The organism is Amycolatopsis albidoflavus (assembly GCF_039525725.1).
Lineage (GTDB): Bacteria > Actinomycetota > Actinomycetes > Mycobacteriales > Pseudonocardiaceae > Amycolatopsis > Amycolatopsis albidoflava.
Genome location: NZ_BAAAHV010000028.1, coordinates 13,218 through 29,226, shown reverse-complemented (window position 1 = coordinate 29,226; position 16,009 = coordinate 13,218). Strand labels below are relative to the sequence as shown.

The 16,009-nt window shown below is 69.3% G+C and carries 14 protein-coding genes and 1 pseudogene; 8 read left to right on the top strand and 7 right to left on the bottom strand.

All coding sequences use genetic code 11. From position 1 onward, the window contains the following. Positions 1–5: 5 nt before the first annotated feature. On the bottom strand, positions 6–689 hold the full coding sequence (locus tag ABD156_RS42910) for a response regulator transcription factor (protein WP_344287075.1): 684 nt from the start codon (positions 687–689) through the stop codon (positions 6–8). 91 nt (positions 690–780) lie between these two features. Between ABD156_RS42910 and pip the strand changes: the two are divergent. From pip to lpdA, 4 genes and pseudogenes are all read left to right on the top strand, one after another. Continuing rightward, a pseudogene (pip, locus tag ABD156_RS42905) lies at positions 781–1,719 on the top strand (prolyl aminopeptidase); the annotation flags it as partial. A 75-nt stretch (positions 1,720–1,794) separates the two neighbouring features. After that, entirely contained in the window at positions 1,795–2,199 is a 405-nt protein-coding gene (locus ABD156_RS47935; protein ID WP_350565047.1) for a nitroreductase family deazaflavin-dependent oxidoreductase, read from the top strand. Positions 2,200–2,254: 55 nt separating this feature from the next. Beyond that, on the top strand, positions 2,255–3,034 hold the full coding sequence (locus ABD156_RS42900) for a lysophospholipid acyltransferase family protein (RefSeq protein ID WP_377926021.1): 780 nt from the start codon (positions 2,255–2,257) through the stop codon (positions 3,032–3,034). 209 nt (positions 3,035–3,243) lie between these two features. Next, positions 3,244–4,629, top strand: a complete 1,386-nt coding sequence (gene lpdA, locus ABD156_RS42895; protein ID WP_344287069.1) for a dihydrolipoyl dehydrogenase — start codon at positions 3,244–3,246, stop codon at positions 4,627–4,629. Here the strand turns inward: lpdA and ABD156_RS42890 are convergent. Together ABD156_RS42890 and ABD156_RS42885 are read right to left on the bottom strand one after the other, a co-directional pair. Further along, positions 4,619–5,125 carry a GNAT family N-acetyltransferase gene (locus tag ABD156_RS42890; protein WP_344287067.1) on the bottom strand — a complete coding sequence of 169 codons (507 nt, stop codon included), beginning with the start codon at positions 5,123–5,125 and terminating at the stop codon, positions 4,619–4,621. The two genes, lpdA and ABD156_RS42890, sit on opposite strands and share 11 nt — an antisense overlap. Positions 5,126–5,162: 37 nt before the next feature. Beyond that, positions 5,163–6,356, bottom strand: coding sequence for an MFS transporter (locus ABD156_RS42885; RefSeq protein ID WP_344287065.1), 1,194 nt, complete (start codon positions 6,354–6,356; stop codon positions 5,163–5,165). A gap of 164 nt (positions 6,357–6,520) precedes the next feature. On the opposite strand from ABD156_RS42885, the gene ABD156_RS42880 reads away from it, so the two are divergent. Further along, positions 6,521–8,422, top strand: a complete 1,902-nt coding sequence (locus tag ABD156_RS42880) for a S8 family serine peptidase (RefSeq protein ID WP_344287063.1) — start codon at positions 6,521–6,523, stop codon at positions 8,420–8,422. A 136-nt stretch (positions 8,423–8,558) separates the two neighbouring features. On the opposite strand, the gene ABD156_RS42875 is transcribed toward ABD156_RS42880, so the two are convergent. Then, on the bottom strand, positions 8,559–9,191 hold the full coding sequence (locus ABD156_RS42875) for a class I SAM-dependent methyltransferase (RefSeq protein ID WP_344287061.1): 633 nt from the start codon (positions 9,189–9,191) through the stop codon (positions 8,559–8,561). A 58-nt stretch (positions 9,192–9,249) separates the two neighbouring features. Here ABD156_RS42875 and ABD156_RS42870 point away from each other — a divergent pair, with 58 nt between their 5' ends. After that, the gene (locus ABD156_RS42870) at positions 9,250–10,002 is read left to right on the top strand and encodes an SDR family oxidoreductase (RefSeq protein WP_344287059.1); all 753 of its coding nucleotides are present in this window, start codon (positions 9,250–9,252) and stop codon (positions 10,000–10,002) included. Here ABD156_RS42870 and ABD156_RS42865 read toward each other — a convergent pair. Further along, on the bottom strand, positions 9,986–11,017 hold the full coding sequence (locus ABD156_RS42865) for an SDR family oxidoreductase (protein ID WP_344287057.1): 1,032 nt from the start codon (positions 11,015–11,017) through the stop codon (positions 9,986–9,988). The two genes, ABD156_RS42870 and ABD156_RS42865, sit on opposite strands and share 17 nt — an antisense overlap. A gap of 71 nt (positions 11,018–11,088) precedes the next feature. On the opposite strand from ABD156_RS42865, the gene ABD156_RS42860 reads away from it, so the two are divergent. After that, positions 11,089–11,967 (top strand): LysR family transcriptional regulator, encoded by an 879-nt coding sequence (locus tag ABD156_RS42860; protein ID WP_344287055.1) that lies wholly within the window; start codon positions 11,089–11,091, stop codon positions 11,965–11,967. On the opposite strand, the gene ABD156_RS42855 is transcribed toward ABD156_RS42860, so the two are convergent. Then, entirely contained in the window at positions 11,964–13,430 is a 1,467-nt protein-coding gene (locus tag ABD156_RS42855; RefSeq protein ID WP_344287053.1) for a peptide ABC transporter substrate-binding protein, read from the bottom strand. The two genes, ABD156_RS42860 and ABD156_RS42855, sit on opposite strands and share 4 nt — an antisense overlap. Positions 13,431–13,570: 140 nt before the next feature. Between ABD156_RS42855 and ABD156_RS42850 the strand changes: the two genes are divergently transcribed. Beyond that, positions 13,571–14,869 (top strand): LVIVD repeat-containing protein, encoded by a 1,299-nt coding sequence (locus tag ABD156_RS42850; RefSeq protein ID WP_344287476.1) that lies wholly within the window; start codon positions 13,571–13,573, stop codon positions 14,867–14,869. 112 nt (positions 14,870–14,981) lie between these two features. Here the strand turns inward: ABD156_RS42850 and ABD156_RS42845 are convergent, their stop codons facing one another. Continuing rightward, entirely contained in the window at positions 14,982–15,905 is a 924-nt protein-coding gene (locus tag ABD156_RS42845) for a TetR/AcrR family transcriptional regulator C-terminal domain-containing protein (RefSeq protein WP_344287051.1), read from the bottom strand. Between the last annotated feature and the right edge of the window lie 104 nt (positions 15,906–16,009).

Sequence of the window (16,009 nt, the reverse complement as noted above, 5' to 3'; positions counted from 1 at the left end):
CCCGTTCAGTCCCCTTCCAACCGGTATCCGTGCCCGCGCAAGGTCGCGATCCTCGGCACCTCGTACGGCGACTCGGCGGCCGAGGCGAGCTTGCGGCGCAGCGCGGCGATGTGCACGTCGAGCGTCTTGGTGGAGCCGTGCCAGTGCGAGTCCCACACGTCGGACATCAGCGTGTCCCGGCTGACCGCCTGCCCCGGCTGGACGGCCAGCCGCGCGAGCAGGTCGAACTCCCGCGCCCGCAGCGCGACCTCCCGGCCGTTCAGGCTGACCCGCCTGCTCGCGATGTCGACCTCCAGCGCGCCGATCCGCACGACCGGCGTCGACGGCGCGGCGGGCGCGCCGCGGCGGAGGTGCGCGCGCACCCTGGCGAGCAGTTCGGCCAGCCGGATGGGCTTGGTGAGGTAGTCGTCGGCACCCGCCTCGAGCCCGACCACGACGTCCATCTCGTCGGCCCGCGCGGTCAGGATCACCAGCACCGCGCCCGGCATGGCCGTGCGCAGCCGCCGGCACACCTCGACGCCGTCGACGTCCGGGAGGCCCAGGTCCAGCAGCACGAGATCGGCCGAGGTCTCGCGCAGCGCGCTCCGGCCGTCCCGGCACCATTGCACTGTGTGGCCGTGCCCGCGCAGCGCGGAGTCGAGGACGCTGCCGATCGCCGCGTCGTCCTCCACCACCAGTACCTTCGCCATGAGGGAAGCCTAACCGGCCCCTCCCGGCCGTGTCCGCGCGTCCACAGTGGACCCTCAGCGGGACGCGGCCGAGGTCGGGCATAGTGGCTGCATGCTCGGTCTGTACCCGGAACTCGATCCGTACGACCACGGGATGCTGCCGGTCGGAGACGGCAATACGCTGTATTGGGAGGAATGCGGCAATCCCGAGGGCAAACCGGTCGCGTTCCTGCACGGCGGCCCCGGAGGCGGCGCGTCCGCGCGGCACCGGCGGCTGTTCGACCCGGAGCGCTACCGGATCGTGCTGTTCGACCAGCGCGGCTGCGGCCGGAGCACGCCGCATTGCAGCGAGCCGGACGTCGACCTGTCGGTGAACACGACCTGGCACCTGGTGTCCGATATGGAGCAATTGCGGCAGGACCGCGGCATCGACCGCTGGCAGCTGTTCGGCGGCTCGTGGGGGAGCGTGCTCGCGCTCGCGTATGCGGAGACGCATCCGGAGCGGGTGACCGAGCTGGTTCTCCGCGGCGTCGCGACGCTGCGGCTGAAAGAAGTGCAGTGGCTCTTCGGCGGGGGCGCGGCGTGTGTGTTCCCGGAGGCGTGGTCGCGCTTCCTCGCGCCGGTGCCGTACGCGCGCCGCGGCGGCGACCTGCTGGAGGTCTACCACGAACTGCTGAATCACCCGGATCCGAACGTGCACGGGCCCGCCGCGCTCGCCTGGAGCCGGTGGGAGGGCGAGACCGTCAAGTTCACGCCGCAGGAAGAAGTGGTGGCCGCGTTCGCCGAGCCGGAGTTCGCGCTCGCGATCGCGCGGATCGAGAACCACTACTTCCGCCACGGCGGCTGGCTCGCCCCTGACCAGCTGATCCGCGGCGCCGGGAAGCTCTCGGGCATCCCGTGTGTTCTGGTGCAGGGCAGGTACGACGTGGTCACTCCCGCCACCACCGCCTGGGAACTCGCACAGGTGCTGCCGGGCGCCGAGCTGAAGATGATCGGCGACGCCGGGCACGCCTTCGACGAACCGGGCACGCTGCACGAGCTGATCAGCGCGACCGACCGGTTCGCGGCAGGGTGGGAGGGCAGGTCCGGGCTGTCGAGCGCGGAAGTCGAACGAAAGGAAATCCGCATGCTGTTCGGTGACGAGCACGTTCGCCGTTACGAGGAGACCGACGGGCAGGTCGGGCACGACTGGCAAGAGGGCGTGCCGACGCTGGTGCTCACCACGAAGGGCCGCAAGACGGGTCAGGACCGCAAGTTCGCCCTCATCTACCAGGAGGACAACGGCAACCCGGTGATCGTCGCCTCGAAGGGCGGCGCGGAGAACCACCCCGGCTGGTATCTGAACCTGCAGGAGAACCCCGAGGTCGGCGTGCAGGTGTGGGCGGACAAGTTCACCGCGCGCGCCCGGACCGCGACCGGCGAGGAACGCGCCCGGCTCTGGGAGAAGCTCGCCGCGGTGTGGCCCGCCTACAACGACTACCAGAAGAAGACCGACCGCGAGATCCCCGTGGTGGTGCTCGAGCGGGTGTGATTCCCGCCGCGTCCCGGGTCCGCGCGGTGCCGAACCGGAGCGTCTTCCGCTACGAATGACGCTCATGGCGCTGCGCACCCGGACCCGGGACAACTGGACCCCGCTCGAAGGGGAGCTGCTCGGCTTCCGCGGCATGCAGAAGTACGGCAGGCGGTTCGCGAAGTCCGGCAGGGGAGCCTGGTACCACTTCGCGATCGAGGTCGTCTGGCAGCTGCTCGCGCTGACGAGCCGGTTCCGCGTGCGCGGCGCGCGGAACATCCCGGAATCGGGCGGGGTCGTAGTGGCCTCCAACCATCTCTCGAACGCCGACCCGACGACGCTCACCGCGTTCTGCCTCGGGTCTGGGCGGGTGCCGCGGTACCTGGCCAAGGCGAGCCTGTGGAACGCCCCGGTGATCAAGTCGGTGATGCGTTCGGGCAAGCACATCCCGGTCCACCGCGGCGCGCCGACCGCGGCGGGCGCGTACCGCGACGCCGTCGCCGCGGTGCGGGCGGGCGAATGCGTGGCGATCTTCCCGGAGGCCGGGCTTTCCGCGGACCCGGACGGCTGGCCGGCGAAGGGCAAGACCGGCGCGGCGCGGATCGCGCTGGAGACCGGCGTGCCGGTGATTCCGGTCGCGAACTGGGGCACGCACGAACTGCTGCCGGCCGGCTCGCCGTTTCCGCGCGTCCTGCCGCGGCGGAAGATCGAGTTCCTCGCCGGGCCGCCGGTCGAGCTCGCCGACCTGCGCGGGCGGGAGCTGACCAGGGACGTGCTGGAGGAGGCGACCGCGCGGATCATGGCCGCGGTGACCGAGTTGCTGGCCGAGATCCGGGGCGTGCGCCCGCCGGTCTGACAACCGGATCCGGCGGTCCGGCTCGGCGCGACGGCGACCACTGTGGACGATTCAGCCGCGCCCGAAGCCGCGTCACCGAGCCGGTGCCGTCCGATTCCGGCGAGCATCGCCAGGATCCGCCGTCCGAGCTCGCGCCGGGACGAGCGGCGGTTCTGAAAGCGGGCGCCGTCACGCCGCCCCGAGCGGGCGCGGCGGGTAGTTTCAACGGTATGAGCGCAGACTATGACGTGGTGGTCCTCGGGGCCGGAGTCGGTGGGTACGTCGCGGCGATCCGGGCTTCGCAGCTGGGCCTGAGCGTGGCGGTCGTGGAAGAGAAGTACTGGGGCGGGGTGTGCCTCAACGTCGGCTGCATCCCTTCGAAGGCGCTGCTGCGCAACGCCGAGCTCGCGCACACGGTGAAGGAGGAGGCCAAGACCTACGGCATCTCCTCCGACGGGGAGATCCGGTTCGACTACACCGCGGCGTACGAGCGCAGCCGCAAGGTCGCGGACGGGCGCGTCAAGGGCGTGCACTTCCTGATGAAGAAGAACAAGATCACCGAGTACGACGGGCGCGGCACCTTCGTGGACGCCAACACCCTCGAGGTGAACGGCGAGCGGATCACCTTCACCTACGGCATCATCGCGACCGGCGCGACGGCTCGGCTGCTGCCGGGCACGCAGCGCAGCGAGCGCGTGGTCACCTACGAGAAGCAGATCCTCGAAAGCGAGCTGCCGGGCAGCATCGTGATCGCCGGGGCCGGCGCGATCGGCGTGGAGTTCGCCTACGTGCTGCGCAACTACGGCGTGGACGTGACGATCGTCGAGTTCCTCGACCGGATGGTGCCGCTCGAGGACGCCGAGGTGTCGGCCGAACTGGCGAAGCGCTACCGCAAGCTGGGGATCAAGGTGCTGCTGGGCACCAAGGTCGAAGCGATCGACGACTCGGGCTCCAAGGTGCTGGTGACCGTGTCGAAGAACGGCGAGCAGCAGGTGCTCGAGGCGGACAAGGTGTTGCAGGCCATCGGGTTCCGGCCGAACGTCGAGGGCTACGGACTGGAGAACACCGGCGTCGAGCTCACCGAGCGCGGCGCGATCGCGATCGACGGCCGCGGCCGGACGAACGTGCCGCACCTGTTCGCGATCGGCGACGTGACGGCGAAGCTGATGCTGGCGCACGCGTCGGAGTCGATGGGCATCGTGGCGGCGGAGACGATCGCCGGCGCGGAGACCATGGAACTGGACTTCGTGATGATCCCGCGCGCGACCTACTGCCAGCCGCAGATCGCGAGCTTCGGCTGGACCGAGGAACAGGCGCGCGAGAAGGGCTTTGACGTCCAGGTGTCGAAGTTCCCGTTCACGGCCAACGGCAAGGCGCACGGCCTCGGCGACGCGGCGGGCTTCGTGAAGGTGCTGAGCGACGCGAAATACGGCGAACTGCTCGGCGCGCACCTCATCGGCCCGGACGTGACGGAGCTGCTGCCGGAGCTGACGCTGGCGCAGCAGTGGGACCTTACGGTGCACGAGGTTTCGCGCAACGTGCACGCGCACCCGACACTGGGCGAGGCGGTCAAGGAAGCGGTGCACGGACTGGCCGGTCATATGATCAACTTCTGATTCTTCGACGGTCGCCCTGGCCCGCGGTGATTTCGCGGGCCGGGGCGCTGTTGTTTCCGGACTGTGGCAAGGAAAACACCAGCTCCGGACGGGACCACGAAATCCTCGGCGGTTTCGGTGGGACAGTTCCGATCTGCCTGGCGCCCATGCGTTCGTAGAACCTGACCGCGGGCGGATGCGACACCACCCGTACCTCAGCCAGCCCGTTTTCCCTTGCCGCGTCGAGGATGTGCCGGACAAGCCACGCACCCAACCCCGTTCCCTGCGCGTCGTCGGCGACGAACAACAGGTCTAGCTCGGCATCCGTAAGCGCGGCGAACCCGACTGGTCCCGAAGGTCCGCGCGCGACCAGAACCTGGTGCTGACGAAGGTAATCCGCAGTGACGGCGTATCCCTCCAGGATCGAGGCGTATCGGCCTTGATAGGCCGAGGACGAGTGCATGAGGTCGGTGAGCGCGGCGGCGTCGGCAGCGGTCGCGCGGTCGATCTTGAACATGGCAACCACGGTAACCGCCACCACCGACAAAAACTGATCACCCGGCTCGGCGGGCGGGCAAAGCCGCGGCGCTGAGCAGGCAGAGGACAGCGCCGATCCCCAAGGAGAAGCGCAAGCCGAGCACCCCGGCGGCGATCCCGCCGAGGGTGATGAAAATCGGTTTGGCGGTACGGGTTCCGGTCGACCAGGCGGTGAGCGTCCGGGTCAGCACGGCATCGTCGATCAGCGACAGGCGGTACGCCGAATAGGTCGGGTTGAAGATGCCCGCCACCAGCAGCAGCCCGAAGTTCGCGGCGATCAGCAGGGCGACTCCGGCAGCTCCGGAAATGGCGAACGGCAGCACGAGCAACCACGGCGTACGCGCGAAACTGGTCCACAGCAACACTTTCGGTGCACCGTATCGAGAACTGAGCGTCGGTGCGAGACGGGCACCGAGCAGTCCGCCAAGGCAAGGAACCCCGAGCACGAGGCCGTATTCCCACGGCGCGAAGCTGAGATCCCGCAGCATCAGCACGGTTTGCAGCGGCGTGACCCAAAGGACGGCACCGCTGAACAACACCGAGTTGAAGAACAACGGCCGTAGTTCGGGACTGCGCAGGAGGTAACGCCATCCGTCGGTGAACCCGCGACGCGCAGGATCCGCCGCGACAACAGGCGGCGGCTCCGGTGCACGCAGGCGACGGATTCCGAGCGCGGACAACAGGAACGAGAAAGCGTCGATGAGCATCGTCGCGGTAGCGCCGAGCGCGCTGATCAAGACGCCGCCCAGCGGAGGTCCGGCTGACCAGCAGATCCAATCGGTGCTCTCGAAACGGCTCAACGCGACTGCCCGCTCGTCCGGCGCGACAAGGGTTTTGAGGTGCGCGCCGCTGGCCGCGGAGAAGATCACGGCCGCGGTGGCCACGACGATGTCGACGGCATAAAGCTGCGGCATGGTCAGCACGTGCAGTGCGGCGGCCAACGGAACACTCGCCAAGGCCGCGCAGCGGACCAGGTCTCCGGTGATCATCGCGGGGCGTTTGCGGGCGAACTCGACTCGCGGACCGAGCGGGAAAGCGAGAACCGCGCTGGACGCGGCCGAGATGGCGGTGATCAGGGAGACCTGCCACGCGGGCGCGTCGAGCACGAGCACCGCGACCAGCCCGAGCGCGCCCGCGCCGACCGTGCTGCCCGCGGTGCTGATCGCGTACGCGGCCCACAGCCGCGCGAAGTCCCTCCCCAGGTTCGCCACTTGAGCAGAGTGCCAGCTCCGCTTCGCACCCCGGAACGGCCCGTCTGAATCTCACCAGATGGGCCATCCGGGCAGATACCACTTTGGTCGGTGGTCTTACTCGCGGTCGCTCTTTAGATTCACGTGACCACAGTCGGTGGCCGGGGGCGAGGACAGGAGTTGTCATGAGAAGAACCAGCCGGGTGGTCGCGTATTCCGCGCCTCTAGCGGTCGGGGTCGTGCTCGCCGGGAGCGGGGTCGCCGTCGCGCAGCCGTCCGCGGCGGACGCGGCGAACGCCCGCTCCGGAGCCGGGATCAGCGCGCTGCAGGGGATCAAGAAGACCCTCAGCCCGGCCGAGCGGAAGCAGTCCAGCCAGCTTGTCGTGGAGAAGCGCCTGCGCGCCGACCGCGGTCTGGCCGCGCTGCTTCCGGATTACCGCACCGGCCTGCCGGTCAGCCAGACCGGCACGGTTTCGGTGGACATCGCGGGAACCGCGGGCGCCGAGATCGCGAAGGCCGTGCGTGTTGCGGGCGGCACGGTTCAGTCCACTTCGTCCAATGGCTCGGTTCGCGCCCAGCTGCCGCTGAACGCGGTGGACCGGATCGCGGCGCGCGGCGATGTCCGCCAGGTCCAGCCCGCGACGCAGGCGATGACCTGGAACGAGCCCGCCGCACAGCGTCAGCAGCTGGCCAAGAAGGCCGTCGCCGCCGTGCAGGTGTCCGAAGGGGACAAAGCCCACGGCGCGGACACCGCCCGCACGGATTACGGGGTGAACGGCACCGGCGTGAAGGTCTGCGTGCTGTCCGACGGGGTCAACTCGCTGAAGAAGTCGCAGGACGCCGGCGAACTGCCAGCAGTCGACGTGCTGCCTGGCCAGGCAGGCAGCGGCGACGAGGGCACCGCGATGCTGGAGATCGTCCACGACCTCGCCCCGGGCGCGACGCTCGGCTTCGCGACCGCCTTCACCAGCGAATCGAGCTTCGCGGACAACATCCGCGCGCTGCGCAACACCGGCAAGTGCACCGTGATCGTCGACGACGTCGCGTACTTCGACGAGTCGCCGTTCCAGGACACGCAGGTCGCGCAGGCGGTCAACGACGTGACCGCGGCCGGCGCGCTCTATTTCTCCTCCGCGGGCAACTCCGGCAACCTCACCGACGGCAGCAGCGGCTACTACGAGGGCGACTTCCGCTCGTCCGGCACCACGCTGCCGGGCGTCACCGGCACCCCGCACGACTTCGACCCCGGCTCCGGCGTGCAGACCACCGACCCGCTGTCGCCGGGCTCGCTCGGCAGGCCGGTGACGCTGTTCTGGTCGGACCCGTGGGGACATTCGGCCAACGACTACGACCTGTTCCTGCTCAACGCTTCCGGCAGCGTCGTCGCCTCCAGCGCCAACGCGCAGGACGGTTCGCAGAACCCGTACGAGAGCCTGACCGTGCCGACGTCCGGCTCCGGTTACCGCCTCGCGGTGGTCAAGTACAGCGGTGCGGACCGGTTCTTCGCGGTCAACGTGGTCCGCGGCCGGTTCGTCGACTCCGGTTCGCTCAAGGGCTTCAGCACCGCGGGCGTCACCTCGGGCCACTCGGCGGCGGCCGCGGCGTTCTCGGTGGCCGCGGCCCCGGCGGCGGCCGCGTTCGGGCGTCCGCTGGAGACCGGCGACCCGGCGAATCCGGCCGGCCCGTACCCGGGCCTGTTCACCTCGGCCAGCAAGTGGGAGCGCTTCACCTCCGACGGCCAGCGGCACCTCTTCTACAACGCCGACGGCACGGAGCTGACCCCGGGCAACGTGTCCTCGACCGGCGGCGCGACCCGCGCGAAGCCGGACATCACCGCGGCCGACGGCGTGGCCACCTCGGTGACTGGCTTCCAGCCGTTCTTCGGGACCTCGGCGGCGGCCCCGCACGCGGCGGCGATCGCGGCGCTGCTGCTGTCCGGCAAGCCGTCCGCGACCCCGGCGGACGTCCGCACGGCGCTGGTGTCGAGCGCGATCGACCTCGGCGCGCCCGGGTTCGACGCGGTGACCGGCAACGGCGTGATCATGGCCGGTCCGGCGCTGGCCGCGCTGGGAGTGCCGAAGAAGTAGCGATACCGGAAAGCGCGGGCTCCCCGACTGGGGTAGCGCGCTCAAAGGACAATGGTCCGTGAAGGGCTCCTTGAGGGAATCTGATTCCCTCAAGGAGCCCTTCACGGACTTCTGCGGAAGCGGGAACCCGCCCTTTTCAGCGTCCGGCGACCAGCAGATGGAACGCGCGCGGCCCATCGCCGAGGCGATCGTGGCGGCGGAGTTCCAGCCCCGCGTCGGCGAGCGCCTTCTCGATGTCTTCCGGCGGGCGCAGCCGGAACCCGTGGCTGGTGAACGGCATCTCGCGCATCATCTCGGGATCTCCGATGCCGACCACGAACCGGCCGCCGCCGGAGAGCACTCGCGCGACCTCCGCGAAGGCGGGCGCCAGATCGGGAATGAAGTAGACGGTGTTGACGGTCAGCGCCGCGTCGATCGTCCCGTCTTCCAACGGAAGCTCGGCCATTCCGGCTTGGTGCAGCACCAGCCGTCCGGCGGCGAGGTTCTTCGGGAACGCCCGCCGCGCGCGGGCCAGCGCCGTTTCGGAGATCTCCGCGCCGTGCACGGTGCCGCCTTCGGTGGCCCGCAGCAGCAGGTCGAGACCCAGCCCGCCGCCGAAACCGAGGTCCAGCGCGGTTTCGCCGCGGCGGATCTCCAGCGCGTCGACCGCTCCGGTGACCGGGCCGCGGTTGACGTTGTTGAGCAGCCGGACAACAGCCTGCCCGGCCCGGCCCCGCGGATGGCCCAGCTGCTTGGCGAAACCGGCGAGCAGAGTGTCACGTGGTCCCATGCACCCAGTGTGCCGCGATATGGCAACGTGCGGGCGAACGGACTTTTGAGGAGGCCGCGTGCAGGAGAAGACTGGGTCGGAGAAGATCGCTGTGGTCACCGGGGCAGGTTCCGGGCTGGGTCGCCGGATCGCCGAAGCCCTGCTCGGCGCCGGGTATCGGGTCGCGCTCGCCGGGCGGCGCGAGGACGCCCTGCGCGAGACGGCCGGTTCGGACGCGAACGCGCTGGTCGTGCCCGCCGACGTCGCCGATCCCGCTTCGGTGGAGGCGCTTTTCTCGACGGTGCGCAGCGCGTGGGGCCGATTGGACCTGCTGGTGAACAACGCCGGAGTGTCGCTCGGCGGAACCATCGCCGATCTGTCCGTCGAGGACTGGCGGCGCACTGTCGACACGAACCTCACCGGCATGTTCCTGTGCGCGCAGCAGGCCGTGCGGTTGATGCGCGACCAAGATCCCCGTGGCGGCCGGATCATCAACAACGGCTCGATCTCCGCGCACGCGCCTCGCCCGGCGAGCGTCGCCTACACCGCCACCAAGCACGCGGTCACCGGCCTCACCCGGTCGATTTCGCTCGACGGCCGCGCCTGGAATGTCGCGTGCGGACAGATCGACATCGGCAACGCGGCCACCGAGATGACCGAGCGGATGGCCGCGGGCATCCCGCAGGCCGACGGACGGCTCCTGGCCGAGCCGACCTTCGACGCGGGCCACGTCGCCGACGCGGTGCTCTACATGGCGGGGCTGCCGCTGGACGCCAACGTCCAGTTCCTCACCATCACCGCCACCACGATGCCGTTCATCGGCCGGGGATGACGTGATCGCGGCGGAGCTCGTCGAACAGCCGGTAGAACATCTGCTCAGTGTCCACATAGGAATGGAAACCGGCGCGGCGTGACTTCGACGTGTCCGCGAACATGTCGTAGTCCCACGAGAACACGAAGTCGCCGAAGGCCCACGAAGAGACGTCGGCGTACGAAGCGGTGAGACCGTGCTTCGCCGCCATCTCGGTCCACAGTGGTTCCTTGTCGGCCATCACCGTGGTCAGCGGCAGCTGTAGCGGCGGAGCGACTTCAAGGCCGAAGTACGCGGCTAGCTTCGGCCACAGCTCTCGCCAGCGAAAGAGGTCACCGTTGGCGATGTTGAACGCTTCGTTGCGGCTCGACGTCGCTGCCCACACTGTGCCTTCGGCGAGCAACTGTGCGTCAGTCATCTCCAGAAGGCTGTCGTACGCGCCGGGCTTGCCGGGGAACCGCAGCGGCAGGCCGAGTTCCTTCGAGATCGACGCGTAGACCGCGATCACGAGCGCGAGGTTCATCGGGTTGCCCAGCGTCGTCCCGCCGACCACGGACGGCCGGATCGCCGACCACGACCAGCCTCCGGCGCCGGCCCGGCGTTCCAGGAACTTTTGCTGGTCCACGTTGAACTCCGGCGGCATGTGCTGTCCGGCGTCGGCCTCGCGGGCGGGAGTCTTGAACGGGCCGAGGTGCGCGCCGTAGACCTTGTAGCCCTGCATCAGGCTGACGTGCTCCAGCGGGCCTTCGTCGAGGCCGTTCACCAGGTTCTCCAGCATCGCCACGTTCGGCGGCACGAGTTCCGCCCACGTGGGCCGGTCTTGGTAAGCCGCGTAGAACAGGTGCGTCGCGCCGACGCCGGCCAGCGCCGCCCGGGTGCCCGCCGGGTCGAGCAGGTCGACGGCGAGGCCGCCCGGCCCGCCGCGCCGGGAGAGCCCGAGCACCTCCCAGCCGTCGAGAGTCCGCAGGTGAGAGATGAGTTTCCGGCCGATGATCCCGTTGGCCCCGGCCACGAGGGCCACGCGTGTGCTGCTCATGTCTTCGATCCTGACCCCGCCGAGAAGATAAATCCAAGGCTTACTTCTCACCGCTTCGATAAGCTGTTTTTATGACAAGTCTGCGGCAGCTCGAGTACCTGGTCACGGTGGTGGACACCGGTTCGTTCACCCGGGCCGCCGAGCAGTTGCACGTGACGCAGCCCGCGCTGTCGCACCAGATGCGGGCGCTGGAGCACAGCGTCGGCGGGCCGCTGCTGGAACGGCTGCCGCGCGCGGTCCGGCTCACGCCGATGGGCCGCGCGATGCTGCCGCACGCCCGCGCCGCGCTCGCCGACGCCGAACGCGCCCGGTGCGCCGCGCGACAGGCTTCTGGCCAAGTTGCCGGAGAGCTTCTGATCGCGACGGTCTACTCGGTGAGTCTCGGCGTGCTCCCGCCCGCGCTCCGGGTGTGGCGCCGCGAGCGGCCGGACGTCGACGTGCGGCTTTTCGAATACCGCCACGCCGACGAACTGCGCGACGCGATGCTGGCCGGAGAAGCGGACCTCGCGATCGGTCCGCGTCCAGCTGACTGGACAGGGCCAGTGCGGTCGCTGGGTACCGAGGAGTTCGTGGTGGTGCTCCCCGCCGACGGCGCGATGGAGTCCACTTCGGACGGTACGGTCGAGTTGGCCGATCTTGCCGACTGCGCGTGGGTGCATTACGCGCCTGGGCACGGCTTAGCGGAGCTCCTCGACGCTGCCTGCGCCGAAGCGGGCTTCCGGCCGCGGCCTGCCGTGCGTACGGAACAGACGGCCGCCGCGCCGTTGCTCGCGGCGGCCGGATTGGGGCCCGCGCTGGTTCCGGCGAACGTGCTCCCTGCGGAGTTCAGCGGCCGGGTTTTGCGCCCCGGCAAGCCGATTCGACGCGAGTTGGTCGCTTATGGACGCAGCGAACCGGATCCGTTGACGGCGGCGTTCGGCGAGGTGCTGGCGCGGCACGCCAGGGTTTAGTCGCGCAGGCGAGTCAGGTCGATTCCGGCGAACGGTGTCGTCACCGCGTCGTGGACCCGGGCGGACCAGACGGCGTGCCCGTGTCCAGTCCACAGTGGAATCGCCGGGAGGTCGCGAAGGGCTTCGTTCTCCGCGACCCGGAACAGCTGCGCGGATTCTTCCGGTGACGCGGTGGTTTCGGCGGAGTCGAGGTCGGCGGCGAATCCGGCATCGGTGTAACCGGCGGCGTCCGCGAGAGCGTGGAGGATGTCGGACGGGCTCGGCGACACCGCCTTGACCTCCAGGGCGGACGGCCCGGTCGGCTTGCCTCCGGTGGCTTTTCGCTGCGCGGTGACCGAGATTCCCAAGCTCTTCGACAAACCGTCGGCCAATGCCTGCGGCCACGTGCCGTCGAAGCTGTCGTAGTACACCGCGGCGTCGCCGGTGAATCCGGCTTGGTTCAACAGGGATTTGGCGGCTGGACCGTCGAAAGTGCACGGACGGCAGCTCCCGGACCGTTCGCCGGGCGCGACCGCGGGCGGCAGCAATCCCTTGGCCGCGTCCGCTTGGTGCGCGAGCGGTCCGGATTCCAGTGCGCCGCGGTCGGTGCCGAGCGCGAAGGCGTGCCGCACCGTCGGGTCGGCGAATCGTGTTGCTTCAGTGGAAAACACCAGGTAACCGGCGCGGGGGAGCGCCCACATCGCGTGCCGGTCGGCGAAATCGGCGTGCATCGCTTCGTGCCGGTCGCCGGGGACGGACGTGGCGACGTCGAGCTTGCCCTCCTTGACCTCGTCGTACTGCTCCGCCGGATTGCCGACGCGCAGATTGATTTCCTTGGCCCGCCCCGGATCCGCGGCGACCCGGACGAGCTTGCCGCCGGAGCCGGACTGCCAGTCTCCGTCCAGCCGCAGCGGTCCGTTGCCGATCGGATGCCGGGCGAACCCGTTCCAGTCGCGCGATTTCAGCACTGACGTGGGCAGCGGCACCAGCCCGGGCGCGGACAGCCACGCTGGCACCTGATTCGACGGCCGGTCGAGCACGATCCGCAGCTGTGCCGGGTCGACCGCAGTGATTTCCTTGGCCCGCAGCGACTTCGTGAGCACCGGGGTGCTGGCCCAGTGATGACCCGCGATCGCCTTCCAGGTGTCCACATAGGACTGCGCGGTGACCGGCGTGCCGTCGTGGAACTTCCCCGGCCGCAACCGCACCGTCCACGTCACGCGGTCCGCGCTGCTGATCGATTCGGCCGCGCGCGGGGTGGCTTTTCCGCTGGCCGGATCGTAATCGGCGAGCGGAGTCCACAGCGCGCCGGTGACGAGCCGGCCGGACGGATCGGTGACGTCGGCGGGCAACAGGGTGCCGGGTTCGCCGAGGCCGACCGACACGACGCCGGGCTGGGCGGGTTCGGCCGACGACGAACAGCCGGAGAGACCGGCCGCGACGAGGGCGGCGAGCGTGAGCGGGACCAGCAGACGCGATCGCATGCTGACTTACTACCAGGTGGAAAGCCACTAAAGGCGGTTGTGTCCGGTTAGGGACCGTCTTAAAGTACTTCAGTCACACTGGGGTCTCCGGGAGGTTTCGCGTGCGCCGTTGGTGGATTCGTTCCGGACTGGCGATGGCGATGGCGACGGCGGCGGCGACACTGGTCGCCACGGGATTGCCCGCCGCGGCCTGCGAGGACGACAAGCCGGTCACCGAGGCGAAACGCTCGCTGGGCGACCCGGGTGCGATCAAGGGCGTGCAGCCGGTCGGCAACGTGCCCGACGCGCAAGGAGCCATTTCGGCGAACTTCCTCAGCTACGGCAAACGCGACGTGATGGTCGTGTCCGGCCAGTTCGGCCTGAAGGTCTACGACCTCACGGACAATCCGGCGAAGCCGCGCGCGATCGGCGAGCTGAGCCTGCCCGGGCTGTGGGAGACCGAGGACACCGAGGTGGACGCGAAGCGCAAGCTCGTGTTCCTCTCCCGCGACCCGCGCGCGTTCAAGGGCAACACGCACACCGGCGAGTCCGGGATCTACGTGGTCGACGTCGCGCATCCGGAGAAGCCGGAAATCCTCAGCTACGTCAAGGTTCCGGCGGGCCACACCACCAGCTGCGTCGACGACTGCCGCTACCTCTGGACCGGCGGCCCGGCGAAAGCCGACAACCAGCCGGCGGACTGGGGCGGCCGGCCGATCTGGGTCACCGACGTGCGCAACCAGCGCAATCCGAAGGTGTACCCGGACCCGATCGAACTCGCCCGCAACGACGGCAAAACCGACTACGTGCACGACGTGCAGGTCGACAAGATGGGCGTCGCGTGGGTGTCCGGCGCGGGCGGCGTGCGCGGCTACTGGACGTCCGGTCTCCACCACGACCCGGTGCAGAACCGCTATCGCTGGGCGACCGCGCTCAAGCCGGTGCCGTACGCGGGCGGCGGGGTGTCGGAAACCGCCGCGCCGTCGAAGTTCATGCACAACAGCTTCCACCCGGTCGGCGCACGCGACGACGGCGCCTGGCGCGGTCATGACTTGGTGTACGCCACCGAGGAAAGCTTCCTCCCCGGCTGCGCGGGCGACGGCGTGCTGACGATTTCCTCGCTGGACGGCTCGTACCAGGGCGAAGGCTGGCGCTCCACGCCGGAGAAGCCGTTCCGGATGCGCAGCATCGGCACCTGGGGCGTCGCCGGGCAGGAAGGCAGCGACCCGGTGTCGGACGACTGCTCGGCGCACTATTTCGACATTCGCGGGCATGTGCTGGTGCAGTCGTTTTACGCGCAGGGGACCCGATTCCTGGACGTGAGCGACCCGTCGAACCCGACGCAGATCGCGTACTTCCGGCCAGCGGACGCGGCTTCGTGGGCTCCGTACTGGCATGACGGGTACGCGTATGTGGCGGATAACAAGCGTGGGATCGACATTTTGAAGCTCACCGCCTAGCCCGGCAACGAGTTCGCCGAGAGCATCGCTGTGCGTCTGCCCTGAATGCGAAGACATCCAGTGCGGTGCCGCCCAGTACCTCGCCGAGCTCGGGGGATCAGGCGGATGCGGTTCACGCCAGGCTCCCGAAAACCTCACCGCCAACCGGATAACGCACAGCCAGCCCGTCCAGCAGCGCCTGCAGCCCGATCTCGAACAGATGGTCCAGATCCAGGTCGTACCCCTCAGCAAGATCCTGCACCATCCGCGCCAGCACTGGATACCGCCCCGACCCGGTCAACGCCGCATACCCCCGCGCCTGCGTCTGCATCCACTCATCCTCGGTGATCCCCGTCGCGCCCATCGCGTGCCGCTCCCGCTCCAGGTGGATCGCCGTCCCTTGAATGTGGTTGTAGAACAACACATTCAGGTCGCACAGATCAGCCGAGTTCAGCCCGAACACCGACAACGCGGCCAGTGCGCGTTCGTTGTGCGCGGCCAGATTCGGCAGCGGCCACGGCCGGGTAAGCGGCACGAGATGCGCCAGCCAAGGATGTCGCCGGTGCACTGACCACAGCGTCCGCGCCGACAGCTCCAGTTGCGCCCGCCACCCCTTCGGCTCCCGGGCCGGATAACCGACCTCGCCGTAAACGTGGTCCGCCATCAGGAAAACCAGTTCGTCCTTTCCGGACAGATAGCGGTACGGAGCCATCGCCGGAACGCCCAGCCGCGCGGCCAGCCCGCGCATCGACAACGCCGCCACGCCCTCCGCGTCGGCGATCGCGATTGCCGCGCGCACCAACCGATCCCGGGTCAACACTGGCCGCTTCGGGTCGGCTGCGGTGTGCTGACCAGCGACAACGTGACCTGATCGGGGTTCGGCGCGGATCACGCCTTCGCGACGCAGTACGTCGAGCGCTTTGGCCGCGGTGGCGTTCGCGACGCCATGCGCCGAAGCCAGCTGACGCGTCGAAGGCACCTTCGCGCCCGGCGGCAACTGCGAGATCTTCTCGCGGAGGGCAGCAGCGATGCGGAGGTACGGCGGTTCGGTCGGCATCCGGCGTCCTGTCTGTACTAGGTCAGCAGGGCAACTGTACTAGGTCAGTTTTGGCAGCAGAGTCCAGGTCACGGCAGGTTCATCAGGGTAATGATGCACGGTAC

Excerpts from the sequence above, each read along its gene's own strand:
- ABD156_RS42910 (WP_344287075.1), bottom strand. The coding sequence starts at position 689 with ATGGCGAAGGTACTGGTGGTGGAGGACGACGCGGCGATCGGCAGCGTC.
- ABD156_RS47935 (WP_350565047.1), top strand. The coding sequence starts at position 1,795 with ATGCTGTTCGGTGACGAGCACGTTCGCCGTTACGAGGAGACCGACGGG.
- ABD156_RS42900 (WP_377926021.1), top strand. The coding sequence starts at position 2,255 with ATGACGCTCATGGCGCTGCGCACCCGGACCCGGGACAACTGGACCCCG.
- lpdA (WP_344287069.1), top strand. The coding sequence starts at position 3,244 with ATGAGCGCAGACTATGACGTGGTGGTCCTCGGGGCCGGAGTCGGTGGG.
- ABD156_RS42890 (WP_344287067.1), bottom strand. The coding sequence starts at position 5,125 with ATGTTCAAGATCGACCGCGCGACCGCTGCCGACGCCGCCGCGCTCACC.
- ABD156_RS42880 (WP_344287063.1), top strand. The coding sequence starts at position 6,521 with ATGAGAAGAACCAGCCGGGTGGTCGCGTATTCCGCGCCTCTAGCGGTC.
- ABD156_RS42875 (WP_344287061.1), bottom strand. The coding sequence starts at position 9,191 with ATGGGACCACGTGACACTCTGCTCGCCGGTTTCGCCAAGCAGCTGGGC.
- ABD156_RS42865 (WP_344287057.1), bottom strand. The coding sequence starts at position 11,017 with ATGAGCAGCACACGCGTGGCCCTCGTGGCCGGGGCCAACGGGATCATC.
- ABD156_RS42860 (WP_344287055.1), top strand. The coding sequence starts at position 11,089 with ATGACAAGTCTGCGGCAGCTCGAGTACCTGGTCACGGTGGTGGACACC.
- ABD156_RS42855 (WP_344287053.1), bottom strand. The coding sequence starts at position 13,430 with ATGCGATCGCGTCTGCTGGTCCCGCTCACGCTCGCCGCCCTCGTCGCG.
- ABD156_RS42850 (WP_344287476.1), top strand. The coding sequence starts at position 13,571 with ATGGCGACGGCGGCGGCGACACTGGTCGCCACGGGATTGCCCGCCGCG.
- ABD156_RS42845 (WP_344287051.1), bottom strand. The coding sequence starts at position 15,905 with ATGCCGACCGAACCGCCGTACCTCCGCATCGCTGCTGCCCTCCGCGAG.